25 protein-coding genes are annotated in these 26143 nt (G+C 66.7%); 7 read left to right on the plus strand and 18 right to left on the minus strand.

From position 1 onward, the window contains the following. Positions 1 to 24: 24 nt before the first annotated feature. Genes ACAM57_RS05445 through ACAM57_RS05460 form a run of 4 tightly spaced genes read left to right on the plus strand, consistent with a single transcriptional unit; the run spans position 25 to position 3183 of the window. On the plus strand, positions 25 to 726 hold the full coding sequence (locus ACAM57_RS05445; RefSeq protein WP_184642220.1) for an amino acid ABC transporter permease: 702 nt from the start codon (positions 25 to 27) through the stop codon (positions 724 to 726). 12 nt (positions 727 to 738) lie between these two features. After that, on the plus strand, positions 739 to 1503 hold the full coding sequence (locus ACAM57_RS05450) for an amino acid ABC transporter permease (protein WP_369660944.1): 765 nt from the start codon (positions 739 to 741) through the stop codon (positions 1501 to 1503). Positions 1504 to 1550: 47 nt separating this feature from the next. Further along, a complete protein-coding gene (locus tag ACAM57_RS05455; protein ID WP_369662398.1) occupies positions 1551 to 2285 on the plus strand; it encodes an amino acid ABC transporter ATP-binding protein in 735 nt (244 codons plus the stop codon). 55 nt (positions 2286 to 2340) lie between these two features. Then, positions 2341 to 3183: an ABC transporter substrate-binding protein gene (locus tag ACAM57_RS05460; protein ID WP_369660945.1), complete on the plus strand. Its 843-nt coding sequence runs from the start codon at positions 2341 to 2343 to the stop codon at positions 3181 to 3183. 8 nt (positions 3184 to 3191) lie between these two features. Here the strand turns inward: ACAM57_RS05460 and ACAM57_RS05465 are convergent, their stop codons facing one another. Genes ACAM57_RS05465 through ACAM57_RS05480 form a run of 4 tightly spaced genes read right to left on the minus strand, consistent with a single transcriptional unit; the run spans position 3192 to position 8167 of the window. Then, positions 3192 to 5582, minus strand: a complete 2391-nt coding sequence (locus tag ACAM57_RS05465) for an LPS-assembly protein LptD (protein WP_369660946.1) — start codon at positions 5580 to 5582, stop codon at positions 3192 to 3194. A gap of 37 nt (positions 5583 to 5619) precedes the next feature. Beyond that, positions 5620 to 6309 carry a response regulator gene (locus ACAM57_RS05470; protein ID WP_369660947.1) on the minus strand — a complete coding sequence of 230 codons (690 nt, stop codon included), beginning with the start codon at positions 6307 to 6309 and terminating at the stop codon, positions 5620 to 5622. Between the two features lie 4 nt (positions 6310 to 6313). Then, complete coding sequence (locus tag ACAM57_RS05475) at positions 6314 to 7051, minus strand: nuclease-related domain-containing protein (RefSeq protein ID WP_126024990.1); 738 nt, start codon at positions 7049 to 7051, stop codon at positions 6314 to 6316. A gap of 18 nt (positions 7052 to 7069) precedes the next feature. Next, complete coding sequence (locus ACAM57_RS05480) at positions 7070 to 8167, minus strand: hypothetical protein (RefSeq protein ID WP_369660948.1); 1098 nt, start codon at positions 8165 to 8167, stop codon at positions 7070 to 7072. Between the two features lie 222 nt (positions 8168 to 8389). Here ACAM57_RS05480 and ACAM57_RS05485 point away from each other — a divergent pair, with 222 nt between their 5' ends. Then, complete coding sequence (locus tag ACAM57_RS05485) at positions 8390 to 9550, plus strand: porin (protein WP_184642193.1); 1161 nt, start codon at positions 8390 to 8392, stop codon at positions 9548 to 9550. A 158-nt stretch (positions 9551 to 9708) separates the two neighbouring features. Then, the gene (pilQ, locus tag ACAM57_RS05490) at positions 9709 to 11832 is read left to right on the plus strand and encodes a type IV pilus secretin PilQ (protein ID WP_369660949.1); all 2124 of its coding nucleotides are present in this window, start codon (positions 9709 to 9711) and stop codon (positions 11830 to 11832) included. A gap of 106 nt (positions 11833 to 11938) precedes the next feature. Here the strand turns inward: pilQ and ACAM57_RS05495 are convergent, their stop codons facing one another. From ACAM57_RS05495 to ACAM57_RS05560, 14 genes are all read right to left on the minus strand, one after another. Next, positions 11939 to 12265 carry a hypothetical protein gene (locus tag ACAM57_RS05495; protein WP_369660950.1) on the minus strand — a complete coding sequence of 109 codons (327 nt, stop codon included), beginning with the start codon at positions 12263 to 12265 and terminating at the stop codon, positions 11939 to 11941. Between the two features lie 78 nt (positions 12266 to 12343). Beyond that, positions 12344 to 12610, minus strand: a complete 267-nt coding sequence (locus ACAM57_RS05500; protein ID WP_369660951.1) for a hypothetical protein — start codon at positions 12608 to 12610, stop codon at positions 12344 to 12346. 96 nt (positions 12611 to 12706) lie between these two features. Next, positions 12707 to 16747, minus strand: coding sequence for a pilus assembly protein (locus ACAM57_RS05505; protein WP_369660952.1), 4041 nt, complete (start codon positions 16745 to 16747; stop codon positions 12707 to 12709). Continuing rightward, on the minus strand, positions 16744 to 17367 hold the full coding sequence (locus ACAM57_RS05510; RefSeq protein WP_369660953.1) for a hypothetical protein: 624 nt from the start codon (positions 17365 to 17367) through the stop codon (positions 16744 to 16746). The genes ACAM57_RS05505 and ACAM57_RS05510 overlap by 4 nt, the downstream gene beginning before the upstream one ends. Then, positions 17361 to 18554: a PilW family protein gene (locus ACAM57_RS05515; protein ID WP_369660954.1), complete on the minus strand. Its 1194-nt coding sequence runs from the start codon at positions 18552 to 18554 to the stop codon at positions 17361 to 17363. Before ACAM57_RS05515 ends, ACAM57_RS05510 begins: the two co-directional genes overlap by 7 nt. Before the next feature lie 8 nt (positions 18555 to 18562). Continuing rightward, a complete protein-coding gene (gene pilV / locus ACAM57_RS05520) occupies positions 18563 to 19021 on the minus strand; it encodes a type IV pilus modification protein PilV (RefSeq protein ID WP_369660955.1) in 459 nt (152 codons plus the stop codon). Positions 19022 to 19023: 2 nt separating this feature from the next. Beyond that, positions 19024 to 19698: a GspH/FimT family pseudopilin gene (locus tag ACAM57_RS05525; RefSeq protein ID WP_369660956.1), complete on the minus strand. Its 675-nt coding sequence runs from the start codon at positions 19696 to 19698 to the stop codon at positions 19024 to 19026. Beyond that, entirely contained in the window at positions 19644 to 20117 is a 474-nt protein-coding gene (locus tag ACAM57_RS05530; protein ID WP_369660957.1) for a type IV pilin protein, read from the minus strand. The genes ACAM57_RS05525 and ACAM57_RS05530 overlap by 55 nt, the downstream gene beginning before the upstream one ends. Before the next feature lie 181 nt (positions 20118 to 20298). Beyond that, complete coding sequence (locus ACAM57_RS05535) at positions 20299 to 20427, minus strand: hypothetical protein (protein WP_369660958.1); 129 nt, start codon at positions 20425 to 20427, stop codon at positions 20299 to 20301. 42 nt (positions 20428 to 20469) lie between these two features. Then, positions 20470 to 20889: a hypothetical protein gene (locus tag ACAM57_RS05540; protein ID WP_369660959.1), complete on the minus strand. Its 420-nt coding sequence runs from the start codon at positions 20887 to 20889 to the stop codon at positions 20470 to 20472. 105 nt (positions 20890 to 20994) lie between these two features. Continuing rightward, positions 20995 to 23055 carry a TonB-dependent siderophore receptor gene (locus tag ACAM57_RS05545; RefSeq protein WP_369662399.1) on the minus strand — a complete coding sequence of 687 codons (2061 nt, stop codon included), beginning with the start codon at positions 23053 to 23055 and terminating at the stop codon, positions 20995 to 20997. 268 nt (positions 23056 to 23323) lie between these two features. Next, a complete protein-coding gene (locus ACAM57_RS05550) occupies positions 23324 to 23608 on the minus strand; it encodes a hypothetical protein (protein ID WP_126024978.1) in 285 nt (94 codons plus the stop codon). Between the two features lie 95 nt (positions 23609 to 23703). Further along, complete coding sequence (locus tag ACAM57_RS05555) at positions 23704 to 24495, minus strand: fumarylacetoacetate hydrolase family protein (protein ID WP_126024977.1); 792 nt, start codon at positions 24493 to 24495, stop codon at positions 23704 to 23706. Positions 24496 to 24650: 155 nt separating this feature from the next. Beyond that, a complete protein-coding gene (locus ACAM57_RS05560; RefSeq protein ID WP_126024976.1) occupies positions 24651 to 25094 on the minus strand; it encodes an Lrp/AsnC family transcriptional regulator in 444 nt (147 codons plus the stop codon). A gap of 139 nt (positions 25095 to 25233) precedes the next feature. On the opposite strand from ACAM57_RS05560, the gene ACAM57_RS05565 reads away from it, so the two are divergent. Then, on the plus strand, positions 25234 to 26136 hold the full coding sequence (locus ACAM57_RS05565) for a DMT family transporter (protein WP_369660960.1): 903 nt from the start codon (positions 25234 to 25236) through the stop codon (positions 26134 to 26136). Positions 26137 to 26143: the final 7 nt, after the last annotated feature.

The raw sequence follows: 26143 nt of genomic DNA on the forward strand, positions 1-26143 counted from the left end.
GCACGCCAGCCAAAGGAACAGCGCATGAAGGACTTCGACCTGTTGGCGATCCTGCTGAAACCGGAGTTCGGCGACATGCTGCTGCACGGCATGCTGGAGACGCTGAGGATCGCGGCCGGCTCCTGGCTGCTGGCGATGACCATGGCTGTTGTGCTGCTGGTGGTGCGGCTCACGCCGAACCGCATCGCCGAACGCGCGGTGGCCGGTTATGTCTCCTATCACCGCAACGTGCCCACGCTGGTGCAGCTCATGTTCTGGTACTTCGGCATCTTCAGCCTGCTGCCCGACGCGCTGCAGGGCTGGCTGTCGGCCAACAACGCGGAGCGGCTGCTGTCCATCGTCGCGCTCGGCCTGTGCCAGGCCGCCTACTTCAGCGAGGACATGCGCTCGGGGCTGCGCGCGGTGCCGGCGGGGCAGGCCGAAGCCGCTCGCGCGCTCGGCCACGGCTACATCGGCTCGATGCGCCACGTGATGCTGCCGCAGGCGATCCGCAACGCGGTGCCGGCGCTGGTCAACCACAGCGTGTCGCTATTCAAGAACAGCAGCCTGGCCATGGCCATCGGCGTGGCCGAGCTGACGCACGCGGTGAAGGAGATCGAAAGCCAGAGCTTCCGCACCTTCGAGGCCTACAGCGTGGCCACCGTGCTGTACCTGGTGTGCTCGCTGCTCATCATGGCCGTGGGCGGATGGCTGTCGCGGCGCTATCGCATTGCGGGAACAAGGTAAGCGGGGCATCGCATGTACAGCGTCTACGAAATCCTTCGCGACAACTGGCTGCTGCTGCTGGTCGGCCAATACCCCAACGGACCGCTCGGCGGCATCGTCGCCACGCTGATCCTCTCGGTGCTGGGCATCGTGCTGGCCTTTCCGCTGTCGGTGCTGCTCGCGCTGGCGCGGCTGTCGCCCTGGCGCGTGCTGCGCTGGCCCGCCACCGTGCTGGTGTACGTGGTGCGCGGCGTGCCGCTGCTGATGGTGATCCTGTGGGTCTACTTCCTGGTGCCGCTTCTCATCGGGCGCGAGGTGTCGGGCTTCACCACCATGCTGTGCACGCTGGTGATCTATGAGGGCGCGTATCTCTCCGAGGTGGTGCGCGCGGGCATCCAGGCCCTGCCCAAGGGCCAGACGGAGGCGGCGCGCGCGCTGGGCCACAGCCACCTGGGAACCATGTGGTTCGTGATCCTGCCGCAGGCGCTCTACAACATGCTGCCGAGCATGCTGAGCCAGTTCATCTCCACCATCAAGGAGACCACGCTGGGCTACGTGATCAACGTGCAGGAACTCACCTTCGCTGCCAACCAGATCAACAACCAGCTGCTGACCAAGCCCTTCCAGGTGTTCTTCATCCTGGCGATGACCTACTACGTGGTCTGCTTCAGCCTGACCCAGCTCACCCAGTGGCTGGAACGGCGCATCGCGCACAAGCGGCTCGGCGCGGTGCAGGTCCAACCCGCGGCCGGAGACAGCACGCCGCTTCCTTCGCCGGTGGCGGCGCCACAGCCATGACCATGACGACGCCCGCTCCCCGCACATCGCCCGCCAGGGACGACACCATGATCCTGTTCTCGAACATCAACAAGTGGTACGGCGACTACCAGGCGCTGGCTGACATCAACGCCGAGGTTAAGAAGGGCGAGGTGGTGGTGGTCTGCGGCCCTTCGGGCTCGGGCAAGTCCACGCTGATCCGCACCGTGAACCGGCTGGAGGAAGTGAAGTCGGGACAACTGCTCTTCGACGGCCACGACATCCACGCACCCATGGGCAGCGCGGCGCTGAACAAACTGCGCAGCCGCATCGGCTTCGTGTTCCAGAGCTTCAACCTGTTTCCGCACCTGTCGGTGATGGAGAACATCATGCTGTCGCCGATGCGCGTGCTGGGTGTGAAGCGCGCCGACGCGAAGGCCAAGGCCGGGCAGCTGCTGGAGCGCGTGGGCCTGTCGAACAAGGCGGGCGCATACCCGGCACAGCTCTCCGGCGGCCAGCAGCAGCGCGTGGCCATTGCCCGCGCGCTGGCGATGGAGCCGCCGGCCATGCTGTTCGACGAGCCCACCAGCGCGCTCGACCCCGAGATGGTGGGCGAGGTGTTGTCGGTGATGCGCGCGCTGGCGCACGACGGCATGACCATGATGTGCGTCACCCACGAGATGAACTTCGCCCGCGAGGTGGCCGACCGTGTCTGGTTCATGGACGCGGGGCGCATCCTCGAGAAGGCCGACCCCGCCACCTTCTTCGGCAGCCCGCAGCATCCGCGCGCGCAGCGCTTCCTGTCGGACCTGCGCGCGCACTGAGCCGCACCGATTTCCCCTTGCTTTCTCGCCTCGAATCCCACACAAGGAGTTCCTCATGTCGAACCAGACCGTCTTTCGTCTCTGCGCCGTCGGTGCATGTCTTGGCGCGGCCTCGCTGCTCGCGCACGCCGACCAATGGAGCGACATCAGCCAGCGCAAGGAACTCAGGTGCGGCACTTTCGCCGACGTTCCGCCCTTCGCCGCGCCCGACCCCAAGACGCGCGAGATGGTGGGCCACGACGTCGACCTGTGCAACGCGCTGGCCAAGGAACTGGGCCTCACCGCCAAGGTCACGCCGCTGTCGGTGGAAGCGCGCGTGCCCGAGGTGAAGCTCGGCCGCGTCGACGTGACCATCGCGAACCTGGCCTACACCAGGAGCCGCGGCGAGCAGATCCAGTTCAGCGACCCGTACTACGTGGCCAAGGAGATGCTGGCCGTGAAGGCCTCCGACCCCGGCACCACCAAGGCCGACTTCAAGGGCAAGCGCCTTAGCTCGACCAAGGGTTCCACCTCCGAGCTGTCGATCAAGATGAACGGCTCCGAGCCGGTCACCTTCCAGGACACCGGCTCGGCCTTCATGGCTGTGCAGCAGAACAAGTCGGTGGGCATGGTCGCCAACACCATGACCATCACCAAGCTGGTCAACCAGTCGAAGACCGGCGGCGTGGCGCTGAAGATGATCAGCGAGCCGATGGTGCTGCAGCCCGTGGGCATCGGCATGAAGAAGGATGAGCCCGTACTGCTGTCGAAGGTGAACGCGGCCCTCTATGCGCTGGAGAAGTCGGGCGAACTCGACCGCCTCTGGGCCAAGTGGCTGGGCCCGAACACCGAATACAAGATGGTGCGCGAAGAGAAGGTCACGCCGCTGGCCGAGCTCAAGTTCGAGATGCTGCCCTGAGCTGAGCCTCAATCGTAGTTGGTGAAGCGGCTCGGTTCCTGCGTCTGCGGATTCAGCGGCTGATAACCCTGGATGTTCTGCAGCAGCGTGCTCGTCGGGTTCGAGCCGATGTTGCCGAAGCCGTTGAACTGGATCTGGAACATCAGCCGCGTGTCGGGCGTCGTGCGGCCCGACACCAGCCGCTCCAGCACCACGCGGCCGACCCAGCAGCAGGCGTTGTACTCGGCGCCGATCAGGCTGTCGGACATCGCGCGGTCGTGCAGGCTGTAGCTCAGCCGGCCCACCGCGTACCAGCGGCCCGGATCGCCGGGTTTTCTTTCGCCGAAGAGCCCCCTGGTCAGCTCGCTCAGCGGCCACTGCCAGTTGAAGTCCACCGTCTTCGTGCCGTCGTTCGCGGTGGTGGTGCTGTCGGCCTGGTAGCGGAAGGCCGCGGTGAGCGTGTGATACGGCGCGGGCGTGTAGCGCAGGGTGAGCGCGTCGCGCGTGCTCTTGCCGGTGTCCATGTTGTACTGGGCCAGGCCGTCGATGCTCCACTTGGGGTTCCAGTGCACCTGCCCGCCGAGGATGAAGTCGCCCGAGCGGTCGGTCACTGCGGTGCCGCCCGGCAGCGTGACGTTCTGGTCGCTGAAGCGCAAGCGCTGCGCGATGCCGAAGCGCGCCGACTCGGCGCCGGTGGTGGGGTCGATCAGCCGCGTGGTCACGCCCGTGGTCAGCGTGTTGGTGTCGGAGATGCGGTCGTTGCCCGAGAACGCGTTCTCCGTGTAGAGGGTGGCGAAGCTGATGTCGTTGGCGGCCGTGTCGTACACCGGCAGCTGGCTCTGGTCGCGGTAGGGCGTGCGCACGTAGAAAGCTCGCGGTTCCAGCGTCTGGCGCCATGCGCGGCCGAAGAGATTGGTGTCGCGCTCGAACACCAGGCCGCTGTCGAGGCTCACGGTGGGCACCACGCTGCTGATGGAGGTCGCACCGCTGGCCAGCGCCGAGTCGAGCTGGTAGGAGGCCGTGTGCAGCAGCAGCTTCGGAATGACGTAGCCGCCCGGCGTGATCCACGGCCGGCTGATCTGCAGGTTGCCCACCATGCGCTCGCCATTGGGCTGCTTGATGCCGTTGAGCGTGGGCGAGTAGGCCGAATCGACCTCGAAACGCGAGTAGTCCAGCGTGCCCGATACGTCGAAGCCGTGCCAGTCGTACTTGTTGTAGTTGGCCGTGATCTGCGGCACGCGGTTGTACGAGGGCGTGATCGGCGAGGCCGCGTATTGCAGCGTCTGGTAGGAGAGGGTGCGCGCCTGGCCGCTCCAGTCGCCCTTGCTCCAGTTGAGGTCCACTTCGTTGGTGAGCGTGCGCGAGGTCAGCGTGGGCGAGTGCGTGAAGTCGCGCCAGTAGTCGTCGTCGCTCACGCGGTTGATGTTGAACGAGGTGCTCAGCGAATCCAGCCCGAAGGGCTTGGGGTCGAACTGCTGGCTGTGCCTGGCCCACAGGCCCCAGCGGTTGCGGTCGCGCAGGCTGTCGCTGGGCATCTCGTCGATGCGGATCTGGCCGCTGTAGGTCTTCTCCAGGTAGCGGAACTCGGTGCCCAAGTTCACGCCCCGGTTGCTCATGAGTTCCGGGTACAGCGTGAGGTCGCGGTTCGGCGCGATGTTCCAGTAGTAGGGCTGCAGATACTCGAAGCCGTTGGTGGTGTCGAAGCCGATCACCGGCGGCAGCAGGCCGCTCTGGCGCGCGTTGCTCAGCGGGAAGCTCACCGACGGTATGGGCGGGGTGGTGATGCCGAGGAAGGTGATCTGCGCGTCGGTGGCGGTCGCGAGGTTGGTCTCGGAGTCGGTGGCCATCGTGACCGCCGTGAGCATCCACGCGGGCATCCAGCCCGGGTAGTTCTCGCGCAGGCAGGTGGTGTAGGTGACATGCCGCGCCACAGACACCTTCGGATCGACGAAGTCGATGCGCTCGGCCTCGCCGTGCGCGCCGTTGGCCAGCAGCGTGTAGCGCACGTGGTCGAAGAAGCCCTCGAAACTCTCGACCTTCAGATGCAGCTCGGGGCCTTCGTACACGTTGCCGGCCTGGTTCAGGTGCACGTTGCCGGTGGCCGTGGCGAGGTCGCCCGGCGGCTGGTATTCGAGCCGGTCGGCGGTGATGCGCGTGTCGCCGCGCCGCAGCGTGGCATTTCCCTCCACCGTCACTTCGAGGTCGGGCCGGCCGCGGAGCCTGTCGCCATCGACGATGCTGGGGCGCAGACCGCGCTCGGCCGGCGGGATGGTCTCTGCCAGCTCGGGCGTTCGGTGCAGCGCGAGCGGCGCCTCGGTCCATGTGTCTTCCTGTGCCGTGGCCGTCTGCGCGCGCAGCATGAGCAGCGAAAGCAGCACCATCGGCGGCAGCGGAAACAAGCCGCGCCAGCGTAGTTTCATGTGAAGAGAAGAGTGTGCGAGAGAGGCCGGTATCCGCTCAGGCGTCCTGCCTGGCCTGCGATTCCCATGCGAAGCCGACGCCGTAGACCGAGCGGATCCAGTCGTGCGCGGCCGAGACGGTGGCCAGCTTCTTCCTAAGGTTCTTGATGTGCGTATCGACCACGCGCTCGTTGACGTCCAGCGCTTCCGGGAAGGCGGCCTCCAGCAGCTTGGAGCGCGTCAGCACCTTGCCCGGCTCCCTGGAGAGCGCGCGCAGCAGCAGCGATTCGCGGCGCGTCAGCGGCAGGTAGTGGCCGTCGAGGATCGCGCAGCCGCGTACCGCGCCGAAGGTGATCGGCATGCCCGGGCGTGCGACGCGCTGGCGCTGCGCGTAGCGGCGCAGCACCGTGCCGATGCGCACCGCCACCTCGCGCGGGGAGAAGGGCTTGCACACGTAGTCGTCGGCGCCGAGCTCGAAGCCGCGCAGCCGGTCGGCCTCCTGCGCGAGCGCGGTCAGCATGATGATCGGGTGGTCGCTGCGCGCGCGGATCTTCTCCAGTATCTGCAGGCCGCTGACGCGCGGCAGCTCCACGTCGAGCAGGGTGAGCGCGGGCGGCGAGGTCAGGATGCGGTGCAGCGCGACCGCGCCGTCCTCGATGTGCTCGGTCTCGTGCCCCGCGCGGCGCAGTTCGTCGAGCAGCACCGAGGCGGCGTCGTGGCCTTCCTCCACCAGCAGGATGCGGCTCATCGCGTCATTGCAGCTTCAGGGCCCCGGGCTGCGCGGTGCGCTCGCGGCAGTTGCGCATGTGGTCGTCCACCGTCAGATCGCCCTGCAGGTCGGTCAGCAGCTGCAGCGTGCGGTCGATGGCGGCGTTGTCGAGCATGGGGTAGCCCTGCTCGCTGCGGCCGTTGTTGCGCGCCACGCGCGCGATGTAGGGAAGGTCTTGCGGCGTGATAACGACGGTGGGCATCACGCCTTCGAGCTCCACGCCGTCGAAGGGCAGCATCACGAAGTACTGCACGCGCAGGTCGGAAGGCATCAGGCTGCGCAGGTGTGTGGTCTTGCGGCCGCACTGCCAGGCCGGGTCCTTCACCTCGCGGGCCAGAGAGTGCCCGTGCTGGCGCAGGAACCAGCGCGGCACCGTTTGCGTGGAGGTCTTGCGATACACCACCGCGTTGCGCCAGCCCTTCACCTCGAACAGGTACACGCCGGCCTCGCAAACCAGCGCGACGTCGAAGCGGGCCGTGGGAACGGCGCTGCCTTCGTACATGGGAATGACGAGGTCGCGCAGCACGTGCATGCGTCCGAACGCAGGCTGGAACGCGGCGGCGAGCTGCTGGATGGCCAGCGTGGTGGCGGCGCTGGTCGCGGGTTCGCTGTCGGGGGAGCAGGCGCGGCGCGCGAGCGCGGCGGGGTCCGGCTTCTTGTGTCCGTGGCCGGCCAGTGTCAGCACGGGGCGGGCCGGAACTTTGTGCAGGGCTGTGGTCAATCGGTGCTCCTTCGGAACTCAAGGATTGCGCAACTTTCGGGAGACTTTGTGCAGAAACGGCATTTGCTCGTTCTGTCCTGTGCGCTCGGCTTGTGCGGAGCGCGGGTCGGCGACGGTGTCGATGGATGCACCGCTTCCGATGCTTCCCATGAGAACGACCCATGCGAGCGCGAGCTCGCCGTTGGCCGCGGCCAGCACATGCAGGTCGAGCAGCAGGCCCTGGAAGTCCTCCATGAGCTGCACTTCTGAAATCTCTCCACGGTCGCGCCGCCGCTTCGACACCTCGAAGCCCGCGCGCGCATTCACCACGCGCGCGTAGGCGGTGTTTGCGATGTCGCTCTGCATCTGCAGGCGGCGCAGCGCCTCGGCGACCTGCTCGCGCGCCTGCGCGACCGCGCGTGCATAGAGCGGCTTGCCGGGCACTTCGATGTCCTGCGCTTCGTCGGTTGCCGCCGCATCGATGGTGCCCGCGGGCATCGCCGCCGGGTCGGCGTCGTAGAGCGCGGCAGCCAGGTTGATGTCGTTCCTGTTGGCGAGCACCGTCATCGGCAGCTCGCGCGGCACCTCGGCCGCGAAGCGGGGAAGCGATTTGTCCTGCAATGCATCGGCGAGCATCTCGCCGAGCGCCGCTTCGCTCATGTGGCACTGTTTCGCGAGGTAGGCGATGTAGCTCGCGCGCTGTGCCTGCAGTTTCTCGATGGTGGCCTGCGCGCCCGACTGGCGCTGCGCGAGCTGTTTCGCAAAGTCGTCGTACGGCAGCTTCGCGCCCTTGATCAGCATCGTCTGCCGCGCGATGGCCGCGCGCGTGTTCTCCAGGTAGCTCGACTCCAGCGTCTTCACCTTGAGCGCGATGTAGGTCGCGGCGATGCCGGCTTCGGCATTGCCGTCGCGCGACGCGGCCATCAACCTGTCCAGCGCGGGGTCTTCGAAGGCGGACCACCAGGAGCGCGTGTCCGCCTGCGCGCGTGGCGCAGCGGATGCTCCTTGCGCGGCATGGCCGGCGAGCACGTGCGCGGCAAGCTGCTGCGAAGTGCGATGGACCATCGCGATGCTCGTGCTGGCGCAGGCGATGGCGACTGCGCCGCACACGGCCGCCAGCAGGGTTCGTGAACGCATCACCTTCGGGTCTCCAGCTTCGTCATGCACGGATCTTTTCAGGTGATCTGGGAGAAATTTGAAGGGCGGTGTAACGCTCACGCGAAGAGGTCTGATGTGCGCGAACAACACTCCGCGCGCAGGAAAACCAAACCACCAAATTCCTCCCGAATTGGACGAAACGATGCGTACAGCCGGTCGATACCGAGCGGCCGCAACAGACCTGAAACTGGAGAACCCTGAATGAAGAAAACCCTCACGGCATTCGCTGCCCTGGCCGTCTGCGGCCTGGCTTGTGCCCAATCGTCCGTCACGTTGTTCGGCGTCGTGGACGCCGGCCTGACCTACCAGTCGACGACCTCGCGCGACACCACCACCGGCGCATCGGTCAAGCAAAGCAAGACCAGCCTGGGCAACTCCGGCTACAACTCCAGCCGCATCGGCTTCCGCGGCACCGAAGACCTCGGCGGCGGGCTGGCCGCGAGCTTCTGGCTCGAAGCGCCCATCACCAACGACGACGGCGCCACCGGCATCTCCACCTTCGCGCGCCGCTCCACCGTGAGCCTGTCGGGTGGCTTCGGCGAACTGCGCCTGGGCCGCGACTACACGCCCACCTTCTGGAACGACACCGTCTTCGACCCGTTCGGCACCAACGGCTCGGGCACCAACGTCATCAGCACCGTCAGCGGCAACACCACCCTCAACAACGCCAACTACGTGCGCGCCAGCAACTCGATCGGCTACTTCCTGCCGCCGAACCTGGGTGGCTTCTACGGCCAGTTCCAGTACGCGCTGCACGAGAACGCCAGCACGGACGCCACCAGCACCACCGCCGCCTCGAGCAGCAGCGCTGGCCGCTACGTGGGTGGCCGCTTCGGCTACGCCAACGGTCCGCTGGACGTCGCCCTGGGCGTGGGCCGCAGCACCGTCGTGGACACGACCGCGCTGCAGCGCAGCGTGCAGACCATCAACCTGGGCGCCTCGTACGACTTCGGTCCCGTGAAGCTGTTCGGCGAGCTGTCGAACGTGAAGAACAAGTTCGACTACGCGGCAGTGGCCGACACGCACGACAGCTACAACGGCTACCTGATCGGCGCGACGGTGCCGGTGGGCGCGGGCCTGATCCGCGTGGCGTACTCGCAGGTGCGCTACAACGAAGGCGCGGCCGGCATCACGGGCGAGGACCCGCTGGCGCGCAAGTTCGCGATCGGCTACGTGCACAACCTGTCCAAGCGCACGGCGCTGTATGCGACGGTGGCGCGCGTGAACAACCGCAACGACGTGAACTACACGGGCAGCCTGGTGTCGGCCAGCACCACCGGCTACGGCAGCACGGGCACCAGCTACACCGGCCTGCCGCGTTCTTCCACCGGCTACGACTTCGGCATCCGCCACGCGTTCTGATCGCGTGAGGATGTGACGGGGCAGCGCGGCCGCCACAGAGGCGCCGCGCTGCCCGTTCCGGCCGCGCGCAACGGCTTGCGCGGTCTCCGGAACACGCTGCACTCGGGAGGGAAGCTCAGGGCAGCGAGGAGAAGGTGCCGCAGTTTCAAGGCAGTCAAATGAACAAACAGATATTCGCGATCGCGCGCCGGTTGCGCGCGTCCGTGTTCCTGCTCGTTGCCTTCGGGTCGCTCACGGCGGCGCAGGCGCAGAACAGGATCGAGTCGGTCACGGGCTCCTTGCAGGCAGGCAGCGAAGTGCTGCGTGTCGATTTCTCCGAGCCGCTGGCCGCAGCGCCCAACGGCTTCGCCATCCAGTCGCCCGCGCGCATCGCGCTCGATTTTCCGGGCATGCGCAGCAGCCTGGGCCGCGAGGCCATCGAGATGAACCAGGGCAACCTGCGTTCCGTGAACGTGGTGCAGGCGGGTGAACGCACGCGCCTCGTGCTCAACCTGAAAGAGGCCACCGCCTACAAGACCGAGGTGCGCGGCAAGTCGCTGCTGGTGTCGCTGCAATCCGCGGCGGGCCCGGCGCTGGTGGCCGCCACGCCCTTCGAATTCGCGGAGAACCGCAACCGCGACGTGCTGCCGCTGCGCGACGTCGACTTCCGCCTGGGCACTGAAGGCGCGGGCCGCGTGATCGTGAGCCTGCCCAACGACCAGGTCGGCGTGGACATCCGCCAGCAGGGCAAGAACCTCCTAGTCGAATTCACCAAGTCGCAGCTGCCCGAGGGCCTGAACCGCAAGCTCGACGTGGCCGACTTCGGCACGCCCGTGCAGACGGTGAGCATGCAGCAGGCCGGTGACCGCGTGCGCATGCTGATCGAGCCGCGCGGCGACTGGGACCACAGCGCCTACCAGAGCAACAGCCAGTTCGTGGTGGAGGTGCGCCCGCGCAAGGTCGATCCGACCAAGCTGACGCAGGGCGTGGGCTACAACGGCGAGAAGCTGTCGCTGAATTTCCAGAACATCGAGATCCGCTCGCTGCTGCAGGTGATCGCGGACTTCACCAGCTTCAACATCGTCACCTCCGACTCGGTCACCGGCTCGCTCACGCTGCGGCTGAAGGACGTGCCGTGGGACCAGGCGCTGGACATCATCCTGGAGGCGAAGAACCTCGGCATGCGCAAGAACGGCAGCGTGCTGCGCATCGCGCCCGAGGACGAGCTCAACGCCAAGGACAAGATAAAGGCCGAGGCCCAGGCCACCTTGCAGGGGCTCGAGCAACTGCGCACGCAGTCGTTCCAGCTCAACTATGCGAAGGCGGCCACGGTGGCGCAGGGGCTCTCCGGCACCGGCACGAGCGCCGGCGGAGGCAGCGGCAGCTCGGGCGGTGCGACGCGCATATTGAGTTCGCGCGGCAGCGTGCTGGCCGAGGTGCGCACCAACCAGCTCTTCGTGACCGACATTCCATCGCGCCTCGCGCAGGTGGCCGAGCTCATCCAGAAACTGGACGTGCCGATACGGCAGGTGCTGATCGAGGCGCGCTTCGTCGAGGCGACCGACACCTTCAGCAAGTCCCTGGGCGCGAAGCTGGGCGGCGGTTTCGTTAACGCGAACTCGTCGGTAGGCGTGACGCCTTCCGTGAGTTCAAGTACCACGAGCGGCGTGACCACCACCACGAGCACCAACACCTATTCGAGCACCAGCTTCGTCAACCTGCCGGCGACCAGCACGACGGGCGACGCGGTCGGCACCTTCGCGCTGTCGCTCTTCAACTCGGGCCTGACGAAGATGCTCAACCTCGAGATCTCGGCGCTGGAAGCGGACGGCAAGGGCAAGGTGGTGTCGAGTCCGCGCGTGGTGACGGCCGACCAGACCAAGGCACTGATCGAGCAGGGTACCGAGCTGCCCTACCAGGTCGCGACATCGAGCGGCGCGACTTCCATCGCCTTCCGCAAGGCCAACCTCAAGCTGGAAGTGACGCCGCAGATCACGCCCGAGGGCAACATCATCCTGGCGCTGGACGTGAACAAGGACACCGTGGGCCAGTCGACCACCGCGGGCTATGCCATCAACACCAAGCACATCCAGACCGAAGTGCTGGTGGAGAACGGTGGCACCGTCGTCATCGGCGGCGTCTTCGAGCTGACCGACACCAACTCGGAATCGCGCGTGCCGGTGCTGGGCGAACTTCCGATGGTCGGCGCGCTGTTCCGAACCCGCAGCCGGGTCAACAACAAGACCGAGATGCTGATCTTCATCAGCCCGAAGATGATTTCGGATCGGAACGCGGCGCGGTGAGCCGGGTCGGCCCGGTCCATGTACCTGACCATGTGGGAGCCTTGCGCGGCTTCTTCAGGCTGCCCGCGATCGAACGGGAAGCGCCCGGCTCATCGGCTGCCGTCGGCTAGCCGTGGACGGCCAGGCGCAGGATCTGGCGCAGCCCTTCGATGATCAGGGACAGCAGGGCGCCAGCGAGCCCGCTCCAGAAAAGCCATCGCTCCTTCCGCCCGGAGACACCGAGCGATGCGACCAGCACGCCGAGGAAGATGAAGAAAAGGCCGGCCAGATGGGAGTCGGGCGGCAGCAGCGTGAGGGTCCAGTTGCCCTTTCCCGGTCTATAGGTGTAGTAGCCGGAGAGCAGTATCCAGATGCCATTGGCTGCAAGGCCCAAGGGTATCAGTGGGCCCAGGTATCGGACAACGAACTTCCCGCGGCTTGCAGCAGGCTTCATGGTTGTATGGTATCTGCCGCGTCGTGCCCGGCGTCTCGCACAAGGGCCGGGTCCGGGGCGCGAAGAAGAGTCAGGACATCAGCGGCAGGTCTTCGCGATGGTTCTTCGGTGTCCATCCGATATCTGGGTGCCGGCAGGCGCTTCGGCTTCCTCCTGCTCCACCCAATGCGTTCCCGCGCCGTAAGCCCTGTCGCCTGCATCCACGGCCGCCTGGAACGCGGCGCGTACCGCAGGCGTGCCGGGCTCCCACAGCCAATGCCCTTCGACGATGTATCCGCCCAAGCCCGCGCACGGCAGCCGCCAGCGCAGGCGGATCCACGGGCGCGAGGCTGAGGGAGTGCACATGCCGACGAGTCTGCGCGGCGATGTGGGAGATATCTTGAGGGCTCGCCGCCTGGGCAGGAGGCGGATCGATCCCGAGCAGGCCGGCAACGGCCCTCTCTACTTGCCGTCGGTCAGCCGGCGCCAGGAGATGCGTCGCGTGCTGCTCGAAGAGGAAGTCGGGATGGTGGTTGTCGTCACCGCGCCGGTGGAGTCCTTGGTGGTGGCGACGGTCTTGCCGCTGGTGGTGACGGCGAGCGCTGCCGAGCTCGACAGGCCCGCGCTCGACAGCAGCACGCCCGCATTCTCGGCGCCCGACACCGTCAGGCCGGTGGCGTAGTTGACGTAGTTGATGTAGCTGGAGCCGCCGGTGCTGCAGGCGCCCGAGGTGCTGGGTGTGTTGGAGACGTAGACCAGCGTGCCGGAGGAGAGCACCGGGTCTTCGTCGACGCGTTCGCCCGATTCGGGCATGTCGACGAACCAGCCGTACATGGTGCTGAAATTGGTGGAGTAGCTCACCGAACTGGAGGCCGTTCGTACGCCGGAGGTGTCGGTGAGCGTCAGCCTGATGAAGCAGTTGGCCACGGTGCTCGAGCTGCACGCGTTGCTGCGCGGGTTGCTGTAGATGGCGGTGGTGCTGGAGCTGCCGTTCAGCGTGTCCTTGATGGCGTACATCGACTGCACCTGCGATGTGGTGATGTCGGTCACGCCCAGGTAGGCGCCGGTGCCGACGAAGACCACGTGCTGGCCGTTCACGAGACCCAGCTCCGGCGCGGTGGTGATGGGCTGGCGGGTGCCCGAGCTGTCCGACAGCGTGGCCAGCAGCTGCACCGTGGCGCTGCCGCTGCTGGCGGCGAGGGCGCTGATGTCGAAGCGCCAGAGGTTGCCGTACAGGTCGCCGCCATAGACCTGTGTGGTGGTGTTGTCGGTGGAGCTGTTGGTCCAGCCGCTGATCTTCGCCAGGCCGCTGGGGCAGGGCACGACGGAACAGCCGGTCACGGTGCTGCCGCTGGCGTTGCTGCCCATGCCGTTGTCGATCTTCTTGATCAGCGCGCCGGTCATGGCGTTCCTGATCCACAGGTGGCCCTTGCCGTCGCCGTCGGAGACGTTGTTGTAGCCGGAGCTGAGGACGACCGCCCAGGTTCCGTCCGACAGCTTGGTGATGATGGGGGCGCCGTAGGTGTAGCCCAGGTCCGTGTCGTACAGATTGGGCGTGAGCGTGCTGCTCGAGCTGAACTCCCACAGCACGGTCGGAGAGCTCGGGTCCGTGACGTCCAGCGCGAAGTACGCGCGGCCGCCGTCGCCCAGGCCGCCGATGATGATGGTGTGCCAGGCGCTGTTGTAGTAGACGTCGGCCTGCGTGATCTGGCCGTCGACGAAGTAGACGTGGTTGGAGGCGTAGTTCTTGTCCGCCAGCTTGTACATGTTGGGCAGCAGTACCGAGGGGATGTACGCCCAGGCCTCGGCGCCCGTGTCGGCATTGAAGGCATGCAGCATGCCGTCGTTGGCGCCGACATAGACCATGCCCTGGCGCGAGGCGTTGGCGGACTTGAAGCTGGCATAGCCCGAGTCGCTGTAGCTGCGCGAGGGAGCCTTGATGTACACCGGCGTGGAGTTGACGACGTCGCCCAGCACGTGGGTGCGCGAACGGTAGTACCTGGTGTTGGTGGAGCCTTCGTTGCTGCGGTCGCCGCGCAGGTAGTTCACCAGGTTCACCGCACCCGCGCCGGTGGTGGTGCCGGCGGTGGAGCTGTCGACCTGTGACGCCGTCGCCAGGCAGCTGGTGCCAGAGCTGCACAGCTGCGACAGCGAGCTGATCGATGCGATCTTGAAGTAGCCCTGCATCGTCGTCGTGAGCGAGTCCCAGGCGAAGCTCAGCTTCGTGGCGGTGCTGGCGTCGTAGGTGAAGATGGTGCGCGAGGCATAGCCGATGTTGTCCAGCAGCGCCGTGGTGGTGAGGCTGCCCGAAGTGCTCGAACAGTCGGAGCCCGCGCCCGACTCGGCCCAGTCCGCGGTGCTGGAGGTGACCCCGGTGCTGGAATTTACCGCATAGCGCGCCAGTTCGCCGAACCACTTGCCCGAGCAATAGGTGGTCGAGAAGGTGTAGCCGGCCGTGGTGGAGGTCAGCACGGCGGCGCTTTGCGTGACTGCCGCGGAGCTGCTGGTCGTGGCGTCCACGGTGTTGAGGAAGTTGGTCAGGCTGGTCTTGATGTCGGCCGCGTTGGAAGCGCTGTAGTAGCTGCCCCGGCCGTTGACGGCGGTATGCCACAGGTCGTCGATGGCGGTTTGCGTGTTGCTGACCGGCGTGGGCCAGTTGCAACTGCCGGAGCTCTGCCAGATGCACACACCGGAAGCCTGCGTCGTGCTGCTGGTAGGGGTGCCGTTGGCGATGTCGTAGTAGTCACCGCTCGTGGCGTTCGCATAGTCCGCATCGAACAGCATGTAGCCCGAGGCACCCAGGCCGATGGTGGAGGTCACCATGTTCTGGCGCTTGTTGGAATAGCTGTTGCTGGAGACATCCGTGCCGCTCGAATTCGTCGCGTTGCTCAGGGAGGACGAGCGCAGGTCGGTGGCGTAGTAGTACTGCGCCGTGTCGGCCAGCGTGTTGGACACCGCATTGCCGTCGAGATAGGGGCGGGACTCGCTGCTGTCCTGGTCGCCGATGGCGGTTGTGCCGTCGACCTTGTAGGGCGTCGCGGTCTCGTTCCAGTAGCCGTCGGTCGACAGCAGCGTGTAGTTGCGCTGGCAGGCGTACTGCATCGGATCGGTGGTCGCGACGCCATTGATGGAGGAGATCTTGGCCGCGTAGTAGCGCCCGGCATTCGACAGCGCGGTGCGAAGCGGCGTGGTGCCGCTGGCCTGGGCCGCCAGCAGCTTGCCGTACCACAGCGACTTCTGCCCGCCGCTGGTGGTGGTGTTGTCGGCGATGTTCAGGAAGTCCGTCGAGCTGCTGACCTTGTTGATGGTCATGTAGCCCACCCGGTAGCTGGAGGTCAGCCCGCTGAAGGCGAGGGTGGTGGCGCTCTTCATCGCTTGCATGCGGGTGTGGTAGTACGCCCACCAGTTGGCGAAGTTGGTCATCTCCTCCGCGTAGGTGCAGGTGGTGCCGTTGGTGGTGCAGTCGGTGCGGGTTGTTGAGCGGGCGCCGGTGCCGGGGTAGGCATAGGTCGACGTGCTGCTGCTGATGGTGGTCTGTATCCAGCTGCCCGGCGTGCCGCCGCTGAAGGCGGTGACGGTGGCCGTCATGCTGCCGGACTGCGTGACCACGGGCGAGTAGCCGTAGGCATCGGTGCCCTTGGGCGAGGTGATTGTCACCGTGCTGCCGCTGCGGCTGGCGCTGTAGCCTGCAATGCCGCAGTTGCCTGTCTTGCTGCTGGTGCAGTTGTTGATGGCGGTGACGATGCTGGCGGCCACCGTGGTGGACGAGGTGCTGGCCGAGGTCGTGGCCGAGAGAATCTGCACGCCGTTGACCGTGATGCCGCCGATGCTTGTGCTGCTCGATCCGCTGACGACGATCGTCGCGGTGGAGCTCATGCCTGCATACCGTGGGTACTTGTAGGTGGCGGGCGCGGAGGTGCTGTCGATGTAGACGGCCTGGCATGTGCTCAGTGCGGACGTGGTGCACCAGCGCAGGTACGCCGGGTAGGCATAGGCGGTGGTGGCCGCGCTCTGCTTGTTGCATGTGCGCAGGTTGGCCGAGGAGCAGTACTCGCCAGGAACGAAGGTGTAGTACGTGGCGGGGGTGCTCGTTCCCGTCAGGTCCGTCGTGCCCGTGGAGATGATGCCGAAGCCGTCGGTGGGTACCTTGGTCCATGCCGAGGTATTGGCCGAGGTCATGCTGGTGTAGCTGGTGCCGGCGTAGTTGACGGGCGGCGTGTAGGTGACCGACGGGTCGTAGTAGATGCCGTTGAAGCGGCTGTTGCGGTAGAGGTATGGATAGCTGCTGGCGCTGTAGTCGTCCGCCCAGTCCGGGAGGTAGGCGGAACTCATGCTCCCGGAGTTGTCCAGGATGAACATGATGTTGGGCTTGACCAGCGTGGCCGAGGATGTTTCCAGCGGGGCCGTGGCAAGGTCGGTGAGGGCGCCGAAGGCGGGAGCCGCGAGGATCAGCGCCAGGACGCCCATGCAGGAGCGCCAGCGGCCGGAGAGGAGCTTGTTCATAGGGCCACCATGGCTTGCGTGAAGGAGACGGTGTTGCGAGGCCCGCTCACCTTGACGGTGATGCGGTAATAGACCTGGCTGCTGGACGATGGGGTGCTGCCGGACTTCTTGCTGCCGCCGGTATTCACGGCCATGGGAGAACTTCCGCAGCCGTTGCTCGACGACGCATCGCCCGCGCTGGCGCACATGCGCTGGATCAGGTAGGACGCGGTGTTGCCCGAGCTGTCCTGGCTCTGCGAGACGGCGGTGTAGCCCGCGCTGACCAATTGGGTCCACAGCTGCGACCACGACTGCGTGCTGCCCGGGTCGGTGCGCGTGGCGGCGTAGCCGTGGCTCGCCTGGTCGCAGGCCAGCACGGAGCTTCCTGTCGAACAGGTGCCGGCGGTGCTGGAACTTGTTTGCCCGCTGTTGTTCTCCAGCCAGGTCACCGCTGCCTCCACCGCCTGGTCGGCGGAGGTGACGGCCGCCTGCTCGAAGGCCAGGTTGCCCGCGATGCTCGCCGAGCTGGAGGTGGTGCGCATGAGGCCGATCGCGGCAATGCTCATGATCGCCAGCGCGATCAGGGCGATGATCATCACGAAGCCGCGTTGCCCGCGCCGGGGGCGCCGGGTGCTCAGCATGCGACGTCTCCGCTCTGGTAGGTGACCTGGTTGCCGTTCCAGATGACGTCGCGCAGCGGCACCGTGGTCTCGATGGTCTTGTAGCGGTAGTGCTTCCACTCCGAGTTGGCGCTGAGATCGATCGCCAGGGCGGAAGGCGTCACGGTGGTCAGCGTGCTGGTGGTGCTGGTGTTGGCGCTGCTGCCGGACCAGGTGGGCGCGGTGGTCGTGACCTCGTCCTTGTCGTACTGCTGGCTGCGCGCGACCACCGCGAGCCGCAGGCCGACCACCCGCAGCCAGCCGCAGTAGCTGGACAGGCCCGAGGTATCGCTCGTGCTTCCGGGCGTGGCCTGGTCGTAGCTGTCGACCACGCCGTCCATCTTCGGCGTGACCAGGTCGCTGGTGTCGCGGCCGTACTGGGCCCGCAGGCTCGCGATGTGGCTGGCGATGGGAACCCAGACGCTGCTGTTGAGCGTGGTGGTGTAGCTGGAGTCGCCGCAGTTGTAGGCCGCGTAGTCGCACACGGTGAGGTTGCCGTTGCGGACCGCATAGGCATGGATGACGGGGGCGGCCCCCAGGTTGTAGACGGCCGCCTCCGCCGCCGTCAGGCCGGCGGTGCCGCTGGAAACGGTCAGCACATAGCTTGCGATGGCGCTCACCTTGCCCAGGGTCAGGGCGCATGAGGTGGAGCTGTCGCGCGTGGTCGCCGCGGCCGTCACCCAGTCGCCCGTGGCGAAGGACGCAGGGGTCGACACGGTGTAGCTGGTCGCGGTGCTGGTACCGGCGAGTGCGTCTCCCTCGGTGGGGCTGGCGGAATTGCCGCTGACGACGAGCAGCGTGTCGGTGCTGGTGTCGCCCGCGGGCACCAGCGAGGTGGCAGGGTTCACCGTGACCGGGGCCAGCGCCGACAGCGTGACGCTCTTGCTGTCGGAGGTCGTGGTGTACGTGAGGCTGCAGCCCAGCAGCGTGTACGCGCTGATGCCCAGTCCGGCCTGGTTCAGTTCGCGTGCCAGCATGTGGGTGACCGTGGCGGCGTTGATCTCGGCGTCGCCGCTGGTGCTGGTCAGCCGCTGCTGCATGCTCGCGGAGTACAGCAGCTGCACGACGATCAGCACCGCGAGCATGCCGACCAGCAGGCCGACCATGAGCTCGATGATGCTGAAGCCGTGCTGCCCGCGAGCGGGGCGTGAAGGGCGCGGGGTGGGCACGGAGCTTCTCACGGCTTCATCTGGGCCATGGCCACGTACTGGTGCGCGCTGCTGTCGCCCGGGCCCTTCCAGTAGATGGTGATGGTGGCCAGGCTGCTGCTGACGGCGGAACTGCCGCCGCCGGCGACCGTGCTGAAGGTGACGGTCGGCGGCAGGCTGCTGACGCCCGGCAGGTTCGACTTGTCGACGGCCGCCTTCCAGCTCGTGTAGCCCGTACCGGCAGCCGTGCTCCCGTAGCTGGCCTGGAGGGTGGCGGCAGTGCGGTCGCTCATCCACATGCGGCCGATCAGGTCGCTGGCGAGCATCGCGGCGGTCGTGCGGAACTCGGCACCCGTCGCGGTGCGTGCCGTGCTGGCATAGAGGCCCGTGATGCCGAGCAGGCCGATCGCGAAGATGAGCAATGCGGCCATTGCCTCGATGAGGGTGAAGCCGCCGGTGGCGGATGAGGAAGAGTGTTGGCGGGGCATGGTCAGCAGGTCATGGGGTCGGTGCTGCTGCTGCGCGAGGGGTCGCAGATGCGGGCATCGCCACCGGGCGAGACGATCACGTTCAGGCAGCGCACCGAGCCACCGGAGGCGACGCAGGTGCCGCTGGCGCTGGTCAGCTGCACCGTCAGCGCGATGACGGATGTGGTCGGGTTGGTCGTGGCGGACTGGCGGCCCAGCGCGTCGAAGCCCACTGTGCTGCGGGTTGCGGTGAGCACGAGGTCCGAACTCTTGCTGGGCTCGACCGGGCTCTTTCCGATCAGGTAGGGCGCCGTCGTCGCGCTCGGCGCGTTGCCGCAAGCGCCGGCGGGCGTCTGCGAGAGGCCGGCGTTCGTCACCCAGAGCGCGACACTGGTGCTCAGCGCACAGCCGGCGTCCAGCGAGCTGACGAACTGCAGGCGCGTGCCGGTGTTGCGGCGAATGGCTTCCGCCCTGGCCATCTGCAGATCGGAGCGCAGCGACTCGGCCGCGCTGCGCAGGCGGGTGTTGCGCGTCCAGTCGCCGAACCAGGGCGCGGCCAGCATGGTCAGCACTGCCAGGATCGTGATGCCCACCATCAACTCGATCAAACCGAATCCTGGCGTCGAAGGCGACCGCCTGCGCATCAGCAGCTCCCGCCCTTGTTGGTGATCCAGCAGCTCGACGAGGACGCGGTCCATCCCGATACGCCGGTGATGGTGGACGTGCGCGTGCCGTCCTGGTCGATGGTGTAGACGAATCCGGCCATGGAAGACGTGCCGGTGGCGGTGATGGTGTAGCTCGTGGACGAACTTGGCGTGCAGGTGAGCGTGAAGTACTTCAGGTTGGTGTTCGGGATGGTCACGCCGCATGCGCTGGTGGAACTGGTGGCGTAGTAGCTCTTGGCATCCTGGAACCATTGCTCCATCTTTGCGTTGCCGGCGGAGAGATTGGAAGTCGCCTCCGGGATGCGACCACGCCGGACGTAGTCCGTGTAGGAGGGCAGGGCGATGGCCGCCAGGATCGCCACGATCGCCACGGTGACCATCACCTCGATCAATGTGAAGCCGCGCGCCCGCGCACGGCGCTCCTCTCGAGGCTTCTTCTGCAGCCGCGTCATGGTGGTTCTTCTCCTCGTGTTCCGGAAGCATTCGGAAACTTCCTGGACGCCGAGTCGAACACGCAAATTGGGAGAAATCTGGCTGATGCGTTGGGGTTTGTGTGCGCGCGAGCGCGCATGCGATCCGAGGTTTCTCCGACTTTGTGGCCGAGCATTCCTGCTGTGCCGGATGAGCCGCTGTTCAGGGGAAGTGATCGATGAAAATGAAACTGCTGTCCTTGAGGCTGTAGGGCTGGCGCACCCGGATCGCGCTTGCCGTCTGCGGCCCCGCGCCGCTCGCGATGTTCCAGTTCTCGGGCGGCCCGCGCATCGCGTTCCTGGCCCGGCGCTGCGTCGCCGCGGCCGATGTGCCTCAGGGGGCCGTCTTCGATTGCCCGAAGCCGCCTGGGCTGCGCTTGCAGCTGCCGGCGCGCGGGCTCGTGCTTGCGGTGTCGCTCGCGGTGATCGGTGCGAGGGTCGATCGGCTGTAGCTGCCGCCCGCGGCAGGTTCGCGCCGCGTGCAGGTGTCGCTGCCGGCCAAGAAGATGCCGAAGGCCAGCGCACCGAAGGCCAGCAGGCCCGCGATGCGCGGCAGCCAGGAGGACCTGCGGGAACGCGCCGTGGCAATGGAGGAAGACTGCGTCCTGCCGTCCCATCGGGCCCGCATGGTGAACTCCGGAGGGAAGCCCTGCGCATGCGCCAATGCCGGCAGGCCGTCGAGGCGGAAGGCGCGCAGTGCCGCGAGGGACTCGCGCGAGGCGCTGTGTGGGTTGCGATACCGGGGACTATTCATGACCCGTATCGTGAATTTCAAAGGGGGAGAAAAATTGGATGGCCGCGCCGCGCCGCGCCGCGCCGCGCCGCGCCGCGCCGCGCTGCGCTGCGGCCATCCTGCGCACTAGAAGTCGAGCTTGGCGCTCAGGCTGAAGGTGCGCGGATCGCCGGGCTTGATGTAGTTGTCGTACTGGTATTCCCAGTAGCGGCGGTTCGTCACGTTGTTGATCGCGGCGCGGAAGGTCGTGCTGTGGCCCGCGATGCGCGTCGTGTAGCTCGCGCCGATGTTGGCGACGGTATAGCCCGGCAGGTTCAGCTGGTTCGATGCGTTGAGCATGGTGTTGCCCGTGTACTTCATGTCGGCCGAGAGCTTCAGGCCCGGCACCTGCGGCACGAGGTACGACACCTGCGCGGTCGCCACCAGCTTGGGCGCGCCCGCCACGCGGTTGCCGATGTAGCTGCTGCCGCGCTCGTACGAGCTGTCGAGCAGCATCAGGTTGCCGCCGATCTGCCACTGCGAACCCAGCCAGGTGGAGGCGCCGACTTCCAGGCCCTGGTAGATCGACTGGCCGTCCTGCACCAGCACGTTGGAGCTGTTGGCGTACTCGGCGCCGCGCTCGATGCGGAACAGCGCGGCCGTGGCGCTCCAGCGGTCGTGCTCGGTCTTCACGCCCAGTTCGTACTGCTTGCTCTTCAGCGGATTGAGCAGCTGGCCGTTGTTGGCGTACATGGTGCTTACCGTGCTGCCGGGCTCCAGCGATTCGACATAGCTGGTGTAGAGCGTGGTGTCGGGCGCGGGCTTGTACATCAGCGCGAGCGTGGGCGTGATCACGCCGCTCTTGCGGTAGCTGGAGTTCTGCGCGCCGGTGGTGTCGTAGCCGATCTGCTCGTAGGTGGTGCTGCGCAGGCCGGCCAGCACCGACCACCTGTCGGACAGCTTCAGCGTGTCGCTCGCGAACAGCGCGCGTTGCGTGATGTCGCTGTTGCGGTAGGTCCTGAAGTCGGTGGAGGTGGCGTAGCTGTTGGTGTTCTGGCCGAAGATGCTGCCGGTGCCGATCAGTTGGTAGACGGCGTTGCTGCTGTAGTAGTTGGCCTGCTTCTGCCACGAGGTGCCCAGCGTGATCCGGTGCTCGAAGTCGCCGGTGCGCAGCTTGCCGTTGACCGTCGCCTGCCACTGGTTGAAGCGGTGGCCCTCGGCGCTGTCGGAGCGGTAGTCGTCATAGCCGCCGCCGGCGTCCTGCAGGTAGGCGATGCCTTCGTTGCGGCTGCGGGTGGCGCTGCTGTGGCTGTAGCTGGTGCTCAATGTCCAGTCGGGCGCGAGCTGGTACTGCAGGCCGGTCGAATAGAGCCTGAAGTCGGTATTCAGGTGCTGGCCCGGGCCCACCAGGCGTTGGTCGCTGGCGCTGATGGTGGAGGGCAGCTGCGTGCCGGTGTAGCTGCCGAGGTAGATCGAGGGCGTCTGGCCGGAGGTGTTGCGCTTCTGGTAGAGCGAGTCGAAGGTCCAGGTGAGCTTGTCGGTGAGCTTCGCGTCGAGGCCGAGCGACACCGAGTTGCGGCGCACGTTGCCGTCGTTGTAGGTCTTGCCTTCCTCGTGCGTGGCGTTGAGCCGGTACCCGAAGCGGTTGTCGGTGCCGAAGCGCCCGCCCAGGTCGACGTGCTCGCTCCAGATGCCCGCGGTCTTGTAGCCGACCTCGATGCTGCGCACCGGCTGGTCTGTCGGCTTCTTCGTCACGTAGTTGACGATGCCGCCCGGCGCGCCGAAGCCGTACATGAAGCCCGACGAGCCCTTGAGCAACTCGATCTGCTCGAAGTGTTCGTAGGGCAAGGTGATGGCGTAGCTGAGGAAAGGCTGGCCGTTGATGCGGTAGCCGTTCTGCCAGTCCAGCGGCAGGCCGCGCACCGTGATGTAGCTGGCCCAGGCGCTGTAGGCGCCGCTGTTGTCCGATACTGACGCGTCGAGCGCGAACACGTCACCGAGCTTCGACACCTGGCGCTCGGCCATGTCCTCGCCTCGGACCACGCTGGTGGAGAAAGGCGTTTCCAGCTGCGAGCGCGCACCGAGCGCGCCGCTGCTCACCTTGGCACCCAGATGCTGCTGCGTGCCGTCCTGCGATTCGGCCGTGACGGTCACCGTCGGCAGCGAGGCGGAGGCAGCCGCCTCCTGCGCGTGCGTGCGCCCGACCATTGTGGCGGCCCACAGCACCAGCAGCGTGGCGCGCGCGGGCGGGCCGAACGGGCTGCGCCGGAATGAAACCGGGGAGGGAGAAGAAGGAGATAGGGAGGAGGGAAAGGAAAGGACCGAGGCTGCGGCGGCGGATTTCTTGCGTCCGGGGTTCAACGTTGACTCACTCTGTAGATAAGAATGAATCTCATTTTCGCGATGAATCTGGCAGGAATATTGGATCTTGCCCCTTCGGCGAGTACGGTTTGACCTCCTGTCCGTTGTCCGCCGCTCAGTGCCCGTTGCCCGGCGAGGGCGCCAGCCCGCGCTGCTTCAGGAAGTCGTAGAGGCTGACCGCCAGCACCTGCGCGATGGGTATCGGCAGCGTCACGCGCAGCACCGCGGCCCGGTGTACCGGGCACCGGTCGGAGCTGTGGTCCACGCGGCTGGCGTCGAAGGTGATGTGCACGCAGCCCGCGTTGACCCAGTAGCCCGAGACTTCGTCCGCGAACACCTGCGGGGCGTGCAGGTCGTCGATGTAGGTGGCTTGCGGGGTCTGCTGCTGTTGCTGGGACATGGTGGCTCGGTGTTTGCGTGAGCCCCGATGATCGACACCAATCTCGTAGAAAAAATGGTGCCCCGGCCCAGCCCCCGGCACCCTTGGCGTCTTCCTCAGACGATCCTCACCGACAGCTCCGGCAGCCGGTCGATGTGGATCTGGATCAGGTCGCCGCGCACCACCGGCCCGACGTTCTCCGGCGTGCCCGAGTAGATGATGTCGCCCGGCTTCAGCTCGAAGGCCTGCGACAGCCGGCTGATCTGCTCGGCCACCGACCAGATCATGTGCCTGAGCGTGGCGTTCTGCTTCGTCTGTCCGTTCACCTTGAGCCAGATCGCGCCGTCGCTGAAGTGCCCGACCTTCGCCACCGGGTGGATCGGCCCGACGGGCGCCGAGTGGTCGAAGCTCTTGCCGATCTCCCAGGGCTTCTTCTGGTCGCCCATCTCGCGCTGCAGGTCGCGGCGTGTCATGTCCAGGCCCAGCGAGTAGCCGTACACGTGGTCGAGCGCCTCGCTCGTCGCGATGTTGCGTCCGCCCTTGCCCAGCGCCACCACCAGCTCGACCTCGTAGTGGTAGTTCTTCGTGAGCGTGGGGTAGGGATGGTCGGCCACCACGCCCGGCGTCACCACCTGGATCGCATCGGCCGGCTTCTGGAAGAAGAAGGGCGGCTCGCGGCTCGGGTCCGAGCCCATCTCGCGCGCGTGCGCCTCGTAGTTTCGGCCGATGCAGTAGATGCGCCGCACCGGGAAGACCTGGTCGCTGCCGACGATCGGAATGGTCGATGATGCGACGTCGAACGGCGTGGCGGCCGAGCGGCCGGCCCCGGCGGGCAGTGCACAGCCGGCGATGGCACCGGTGGCCATGGCGGCGGAGCCGGCCAGCAGGCCGCGGCGGGAAGTGATCATGGGCATGTGTCTCCTTGGTCTTGTGGATGGACGTCGTGCGCCGTGCCTCTCACGGCCGATCGATTCTGGAAGGGCGCATCGCGTGGCGATGGTGCGCATCTATGCAAAAACAGGACATAACCCATCGGAAGGCGCCGCCGATCGGCTGCGGCGCCTCACCGTGCCGCGAAGGGAGGCAGCCGCCTCGGGATCGTCTGGGCCTTCACGATGGAGGTGTTGGTCTCCGCCCTGGCCGCGATGCGGTCGAGGATGCCGTCTAGCTGCTCGAGCGACTGCAGATGGAGCCGCGCGACGAAGCAGTCTTCTCCCGTGACCTTGTCGCACTCGCAGAACTCGGGCGTGCCCGCGATCAGCTCCTGCACTGCCTTCAGCTGCCCCGGCAGCGGCCGGATGCGCACGATGGCCTGGAACTGGTAGCCCAGCGCCTTCGGGTTCAGCTCGAGCGTGTAGCCGCGGATCACGTCGCGCTCCTCGAGCCGGCGCAGCCGCTCCGACACGCTGGGCGACGACAGCCCCACGTGACGGGCCAGTTCCTTCAGCGACATGCGCGCATTGCCCGAGAGGGCCAGCACGATGGCTTCGTCGGTTGCGTCGAGCATTTTTCTGTTCTCCGGTGTAATGGCATGGATGCCTTCTTTTCGAAGGCCGTCAGTGGATTTCGCCTTCTTCGCAGCATATCCATGCGGCACGATCCATGGCACTCTTGTTTCCCCTGAACAGCCGCGACAACGGACGGACATGCAGACCCAGCTTCGCGGCGCGCTCGAGATGAGCGCGGCCATGGCGATCTCGGGAACCATCGGCTGGTTCGTGGTGCGCTTCGACCAGCCCCTGTTCGACCTGCTGTTCTGGCGCTGCGTGTTCGGCGCGGTGACGCTGCTGGTCGTGTGCCTTGCGCTGGGTCTGCTCCAGGGGGGCCTCGCGCCGCGCAAGTTCGCGCTGGCCGCATTCGGTGGCGTGGCCCTGGTGGTCAACTGGGTGCTGATCTTCGCGTCCTTCTCGCGCGCATCGATCTCGATCGCCACCGCGGTCTACAACACGCAGCCCTTCATGCTGGTGGCGCTGGGTGCGTTGCTGCTGTCGGAGCGGCTCACCGCGATGAAGGCGATCTGGCTGTGCATCGCGTTCGCCGGCGTGGTGCTGGTGGCGCAGGCCAAGCCGGGCGGCGGCGCCGATGGTTCCACGTATTTCATCGGGGTGCTCATGGCGCTGGGTGCGGCCTTCTGCTACGCGGTGGCCGCCTTCGTCGCGAAGAAGCTCGACGGCATCGCGCCGCACCTCATCGCGCTGATACAGGTGTGCGTGGGCATCGTGATGCTCGCCCCCTTCGCGAACCTGAAGGCGCTGCCCACCGACGCGGCCACCTGGGGCGTGCACCTGACGATGGGCGTTGTCTACACGGGGCTGGTGTTCGTGCTGCTGTACGGCGCGCTGCAGAAGCTGTCGACGCCGGTGGCGGGGGCGCTGTCGTTCATCTATCCGCTGGTCGCGATCGGCGTCGACCATGTCGTCTTCGGCCAGCGGCTGGGCATGCTGCAACTGGTGGGCGCGGCAGCCATCCTGGTCTCGGCGGCGGGCATGACCTTCGGATGGACTTTGCCGGGGCTGCCGAGGCAGGCGCCGGCCACCGGAAAGAGCTGAGAAGCCT

It is taken from the genome of Variovorax sp. V15, assembly GCF_041154425.1.
GTDB lineage: Bacteria > Pseudomonadota > Gammaproteobacteria > Burkholderiales > Burkholderiaceae_C > Variovorax > Variovorax guangxiensis.

Excerpts from the sequence above, each read along its gene's own strand:
- ACAM57_RS05445 (WP_184642220.1), top strand. The coding sequence starts at position 25 with ATGAAGGACTTCGACCTGTTGGCGATCCTGCTGAAACCGGAGTTCGGC.
- ACAM57_RS05450 (WP_369660944.1), top strand. The coding sequence starts at position 739 with ATGTACAGCGTCTACGAAATCCTTCGCGACAACTGGCTGCTGCTGCTG.
- ACAM57_RS05455 (WP_369662398.1), top strand. The coding sequence starts at position 1,551 with ATGATCCTGTTCTCGAACATCAACAAGTGGTACGGCGACTACCAGGCG.
- ACAM57_RS05460 (WP_369660945.1), top strand. The coding sequence starts at position 2,341 with ATGTCGAACCAGACCGTCTTTCGTCTCTGCGCCGTCGGTGCATGTCTT.
- ACAM57_RS05465 (WP_369660946.1), bottom strand. The coding sequence starts at position 5,582 with ATGAAACTACGCTGGCGCGGCTTGTTTCCGCTGCCGCCGATGGTGCTG.
- ACAM57_RS05470 (WP_369660947.1), bottom strand. The coding sequence starts at position 6,309 with ATGAGCCGCATCCTGCTGGTGGAGGAAGGCCACGACGCCGCCTCGGTG.
- ACAM57_RS05480 (WP_369660948.1), bottom strand. The coding sequence starts at position 8,167 with ATGCGTTCACGAACCCTGCTGGCGGCCGTGTGCGGCGCAGTCGCCATC.
- ACAM57_RS05485 (WP_184642193.1), top strand. The coding sequence starts at position 8,390 with ATGAAGAAAACCCTCACGGCATTCGCTGCCCTGGCCGTCTGCGGCCTG.
- pilQ (WP_369660949.1), top strand. The coding sequence starts at position 9,709 with ATGAACAAACAGATATTCGCGATCGCGCGCCGGTTGCGCGCGTCCGTG.
- ACAM57_RS05495 (WP_369660950.1), bottom strand. The coding sequence starts at position 12,265 with ATGAAGCCTGCTGCAAGCCGCGGGAAGTTCGTTGTCCGATACCTGGGC.
- ACAM57_RS05500 (WP_369660951.1), bottom strand. The coding sequence starts at position 12,610 with ATGTGCACTCCCTCAGCCTCGCGCCCGTGGATCCGCCTGCGCTGGCGG.
- ACAM57_RS05505 (WP_369660952.1), bottom strand. The coding sequence starts at position 16,747 with ATGAACAAGCTCCTCTCCGGCCGCTGGCGCTCCTGCATGGGCGTCCTG.
- ACAM57_RS05510 (WP_369660953.1), bottom strand. The coding sequence starts at position 17,367 with ATGCTGAGCACCCGGCGCCCCCGGCGCGGGCAACGCGGCTTCGTGATG.
- pilV (WP_369660955.1), bottom strand. The coding sequence starts at position 19,021 with ATGCCCCGCCAACACTCTTCCTCATCCGCCACCGGCGGCTTCACCCTC.
- ACAM57_RS05525 (WP_369660956.1), bottom strand. The coding sequence starts at position 19,698 with ATGGACCGCGTCCTCGTCGAGCTGCTGGATCACCAACAAGGGCGGGAG.
- ACAM57_RS05530 (WP_369660957.1), bottom strand. The coding sequence starts at position 20,117 with ATGACGCGGCTGCAGAAGAAGCCTCGAGAGGAGCGCCGTGCGCGGGCG.
- ACAM57_RS05535 (WP_369660958.1), bottom strand. The coding sequence starts at position 20,427 with ATGCGCGGGCCGCCCGAGAACTGGAACATCGCGAGCGGCGCGGGGCCG.
- ACAM57_RS05540 (WP_369660959.1), bottom strand. The coding sequence starts at position 20,889 with ATGAATAGTCCCCGGTATCGCAACCCACACAGCGCCTCGCGCGAGTCC.
- ACAM57_RS05545 (WP_369662399.1), bottom strand. The coding sequence starts at position 23,055 with ATGGTCGGGCGCACGCACGCGCAGGAGGCGGCTGCCTCCGCCTCGCTG.
- ACAM57_RS05550 (WP_126024978.1), bottom strand. The coding sequence starts at position 23,608 with ATGTCCCAGCAACAGCAGCAGACCCCGCAAGCCACCTACATCGACGAC.
- ACAM57_RS05555 (WP_126024977.1), bottom strand. The coding sequence starts at position 24,495 with ATGATCACTTCCCGCCGCGGCCTGCTGGCCGGCTCCGCCGCCATGGCC.
- ACAM57_RS05560 (WP_126024976.1), bottom strand. The coding sequence starts at position 25,094 with ATGCTCGACGCAACCGACGAAGCCATCGTGCTGGCCCTCTCGGGCAAT.
- ACAM57_RS05565 (WP_369660960.1), top strand. The coding sequence starts at position 25,234 with ATGCAGACCCAGCTTCGCGGCGCGCTCGAGATGAGCGCGGCCATGGCG.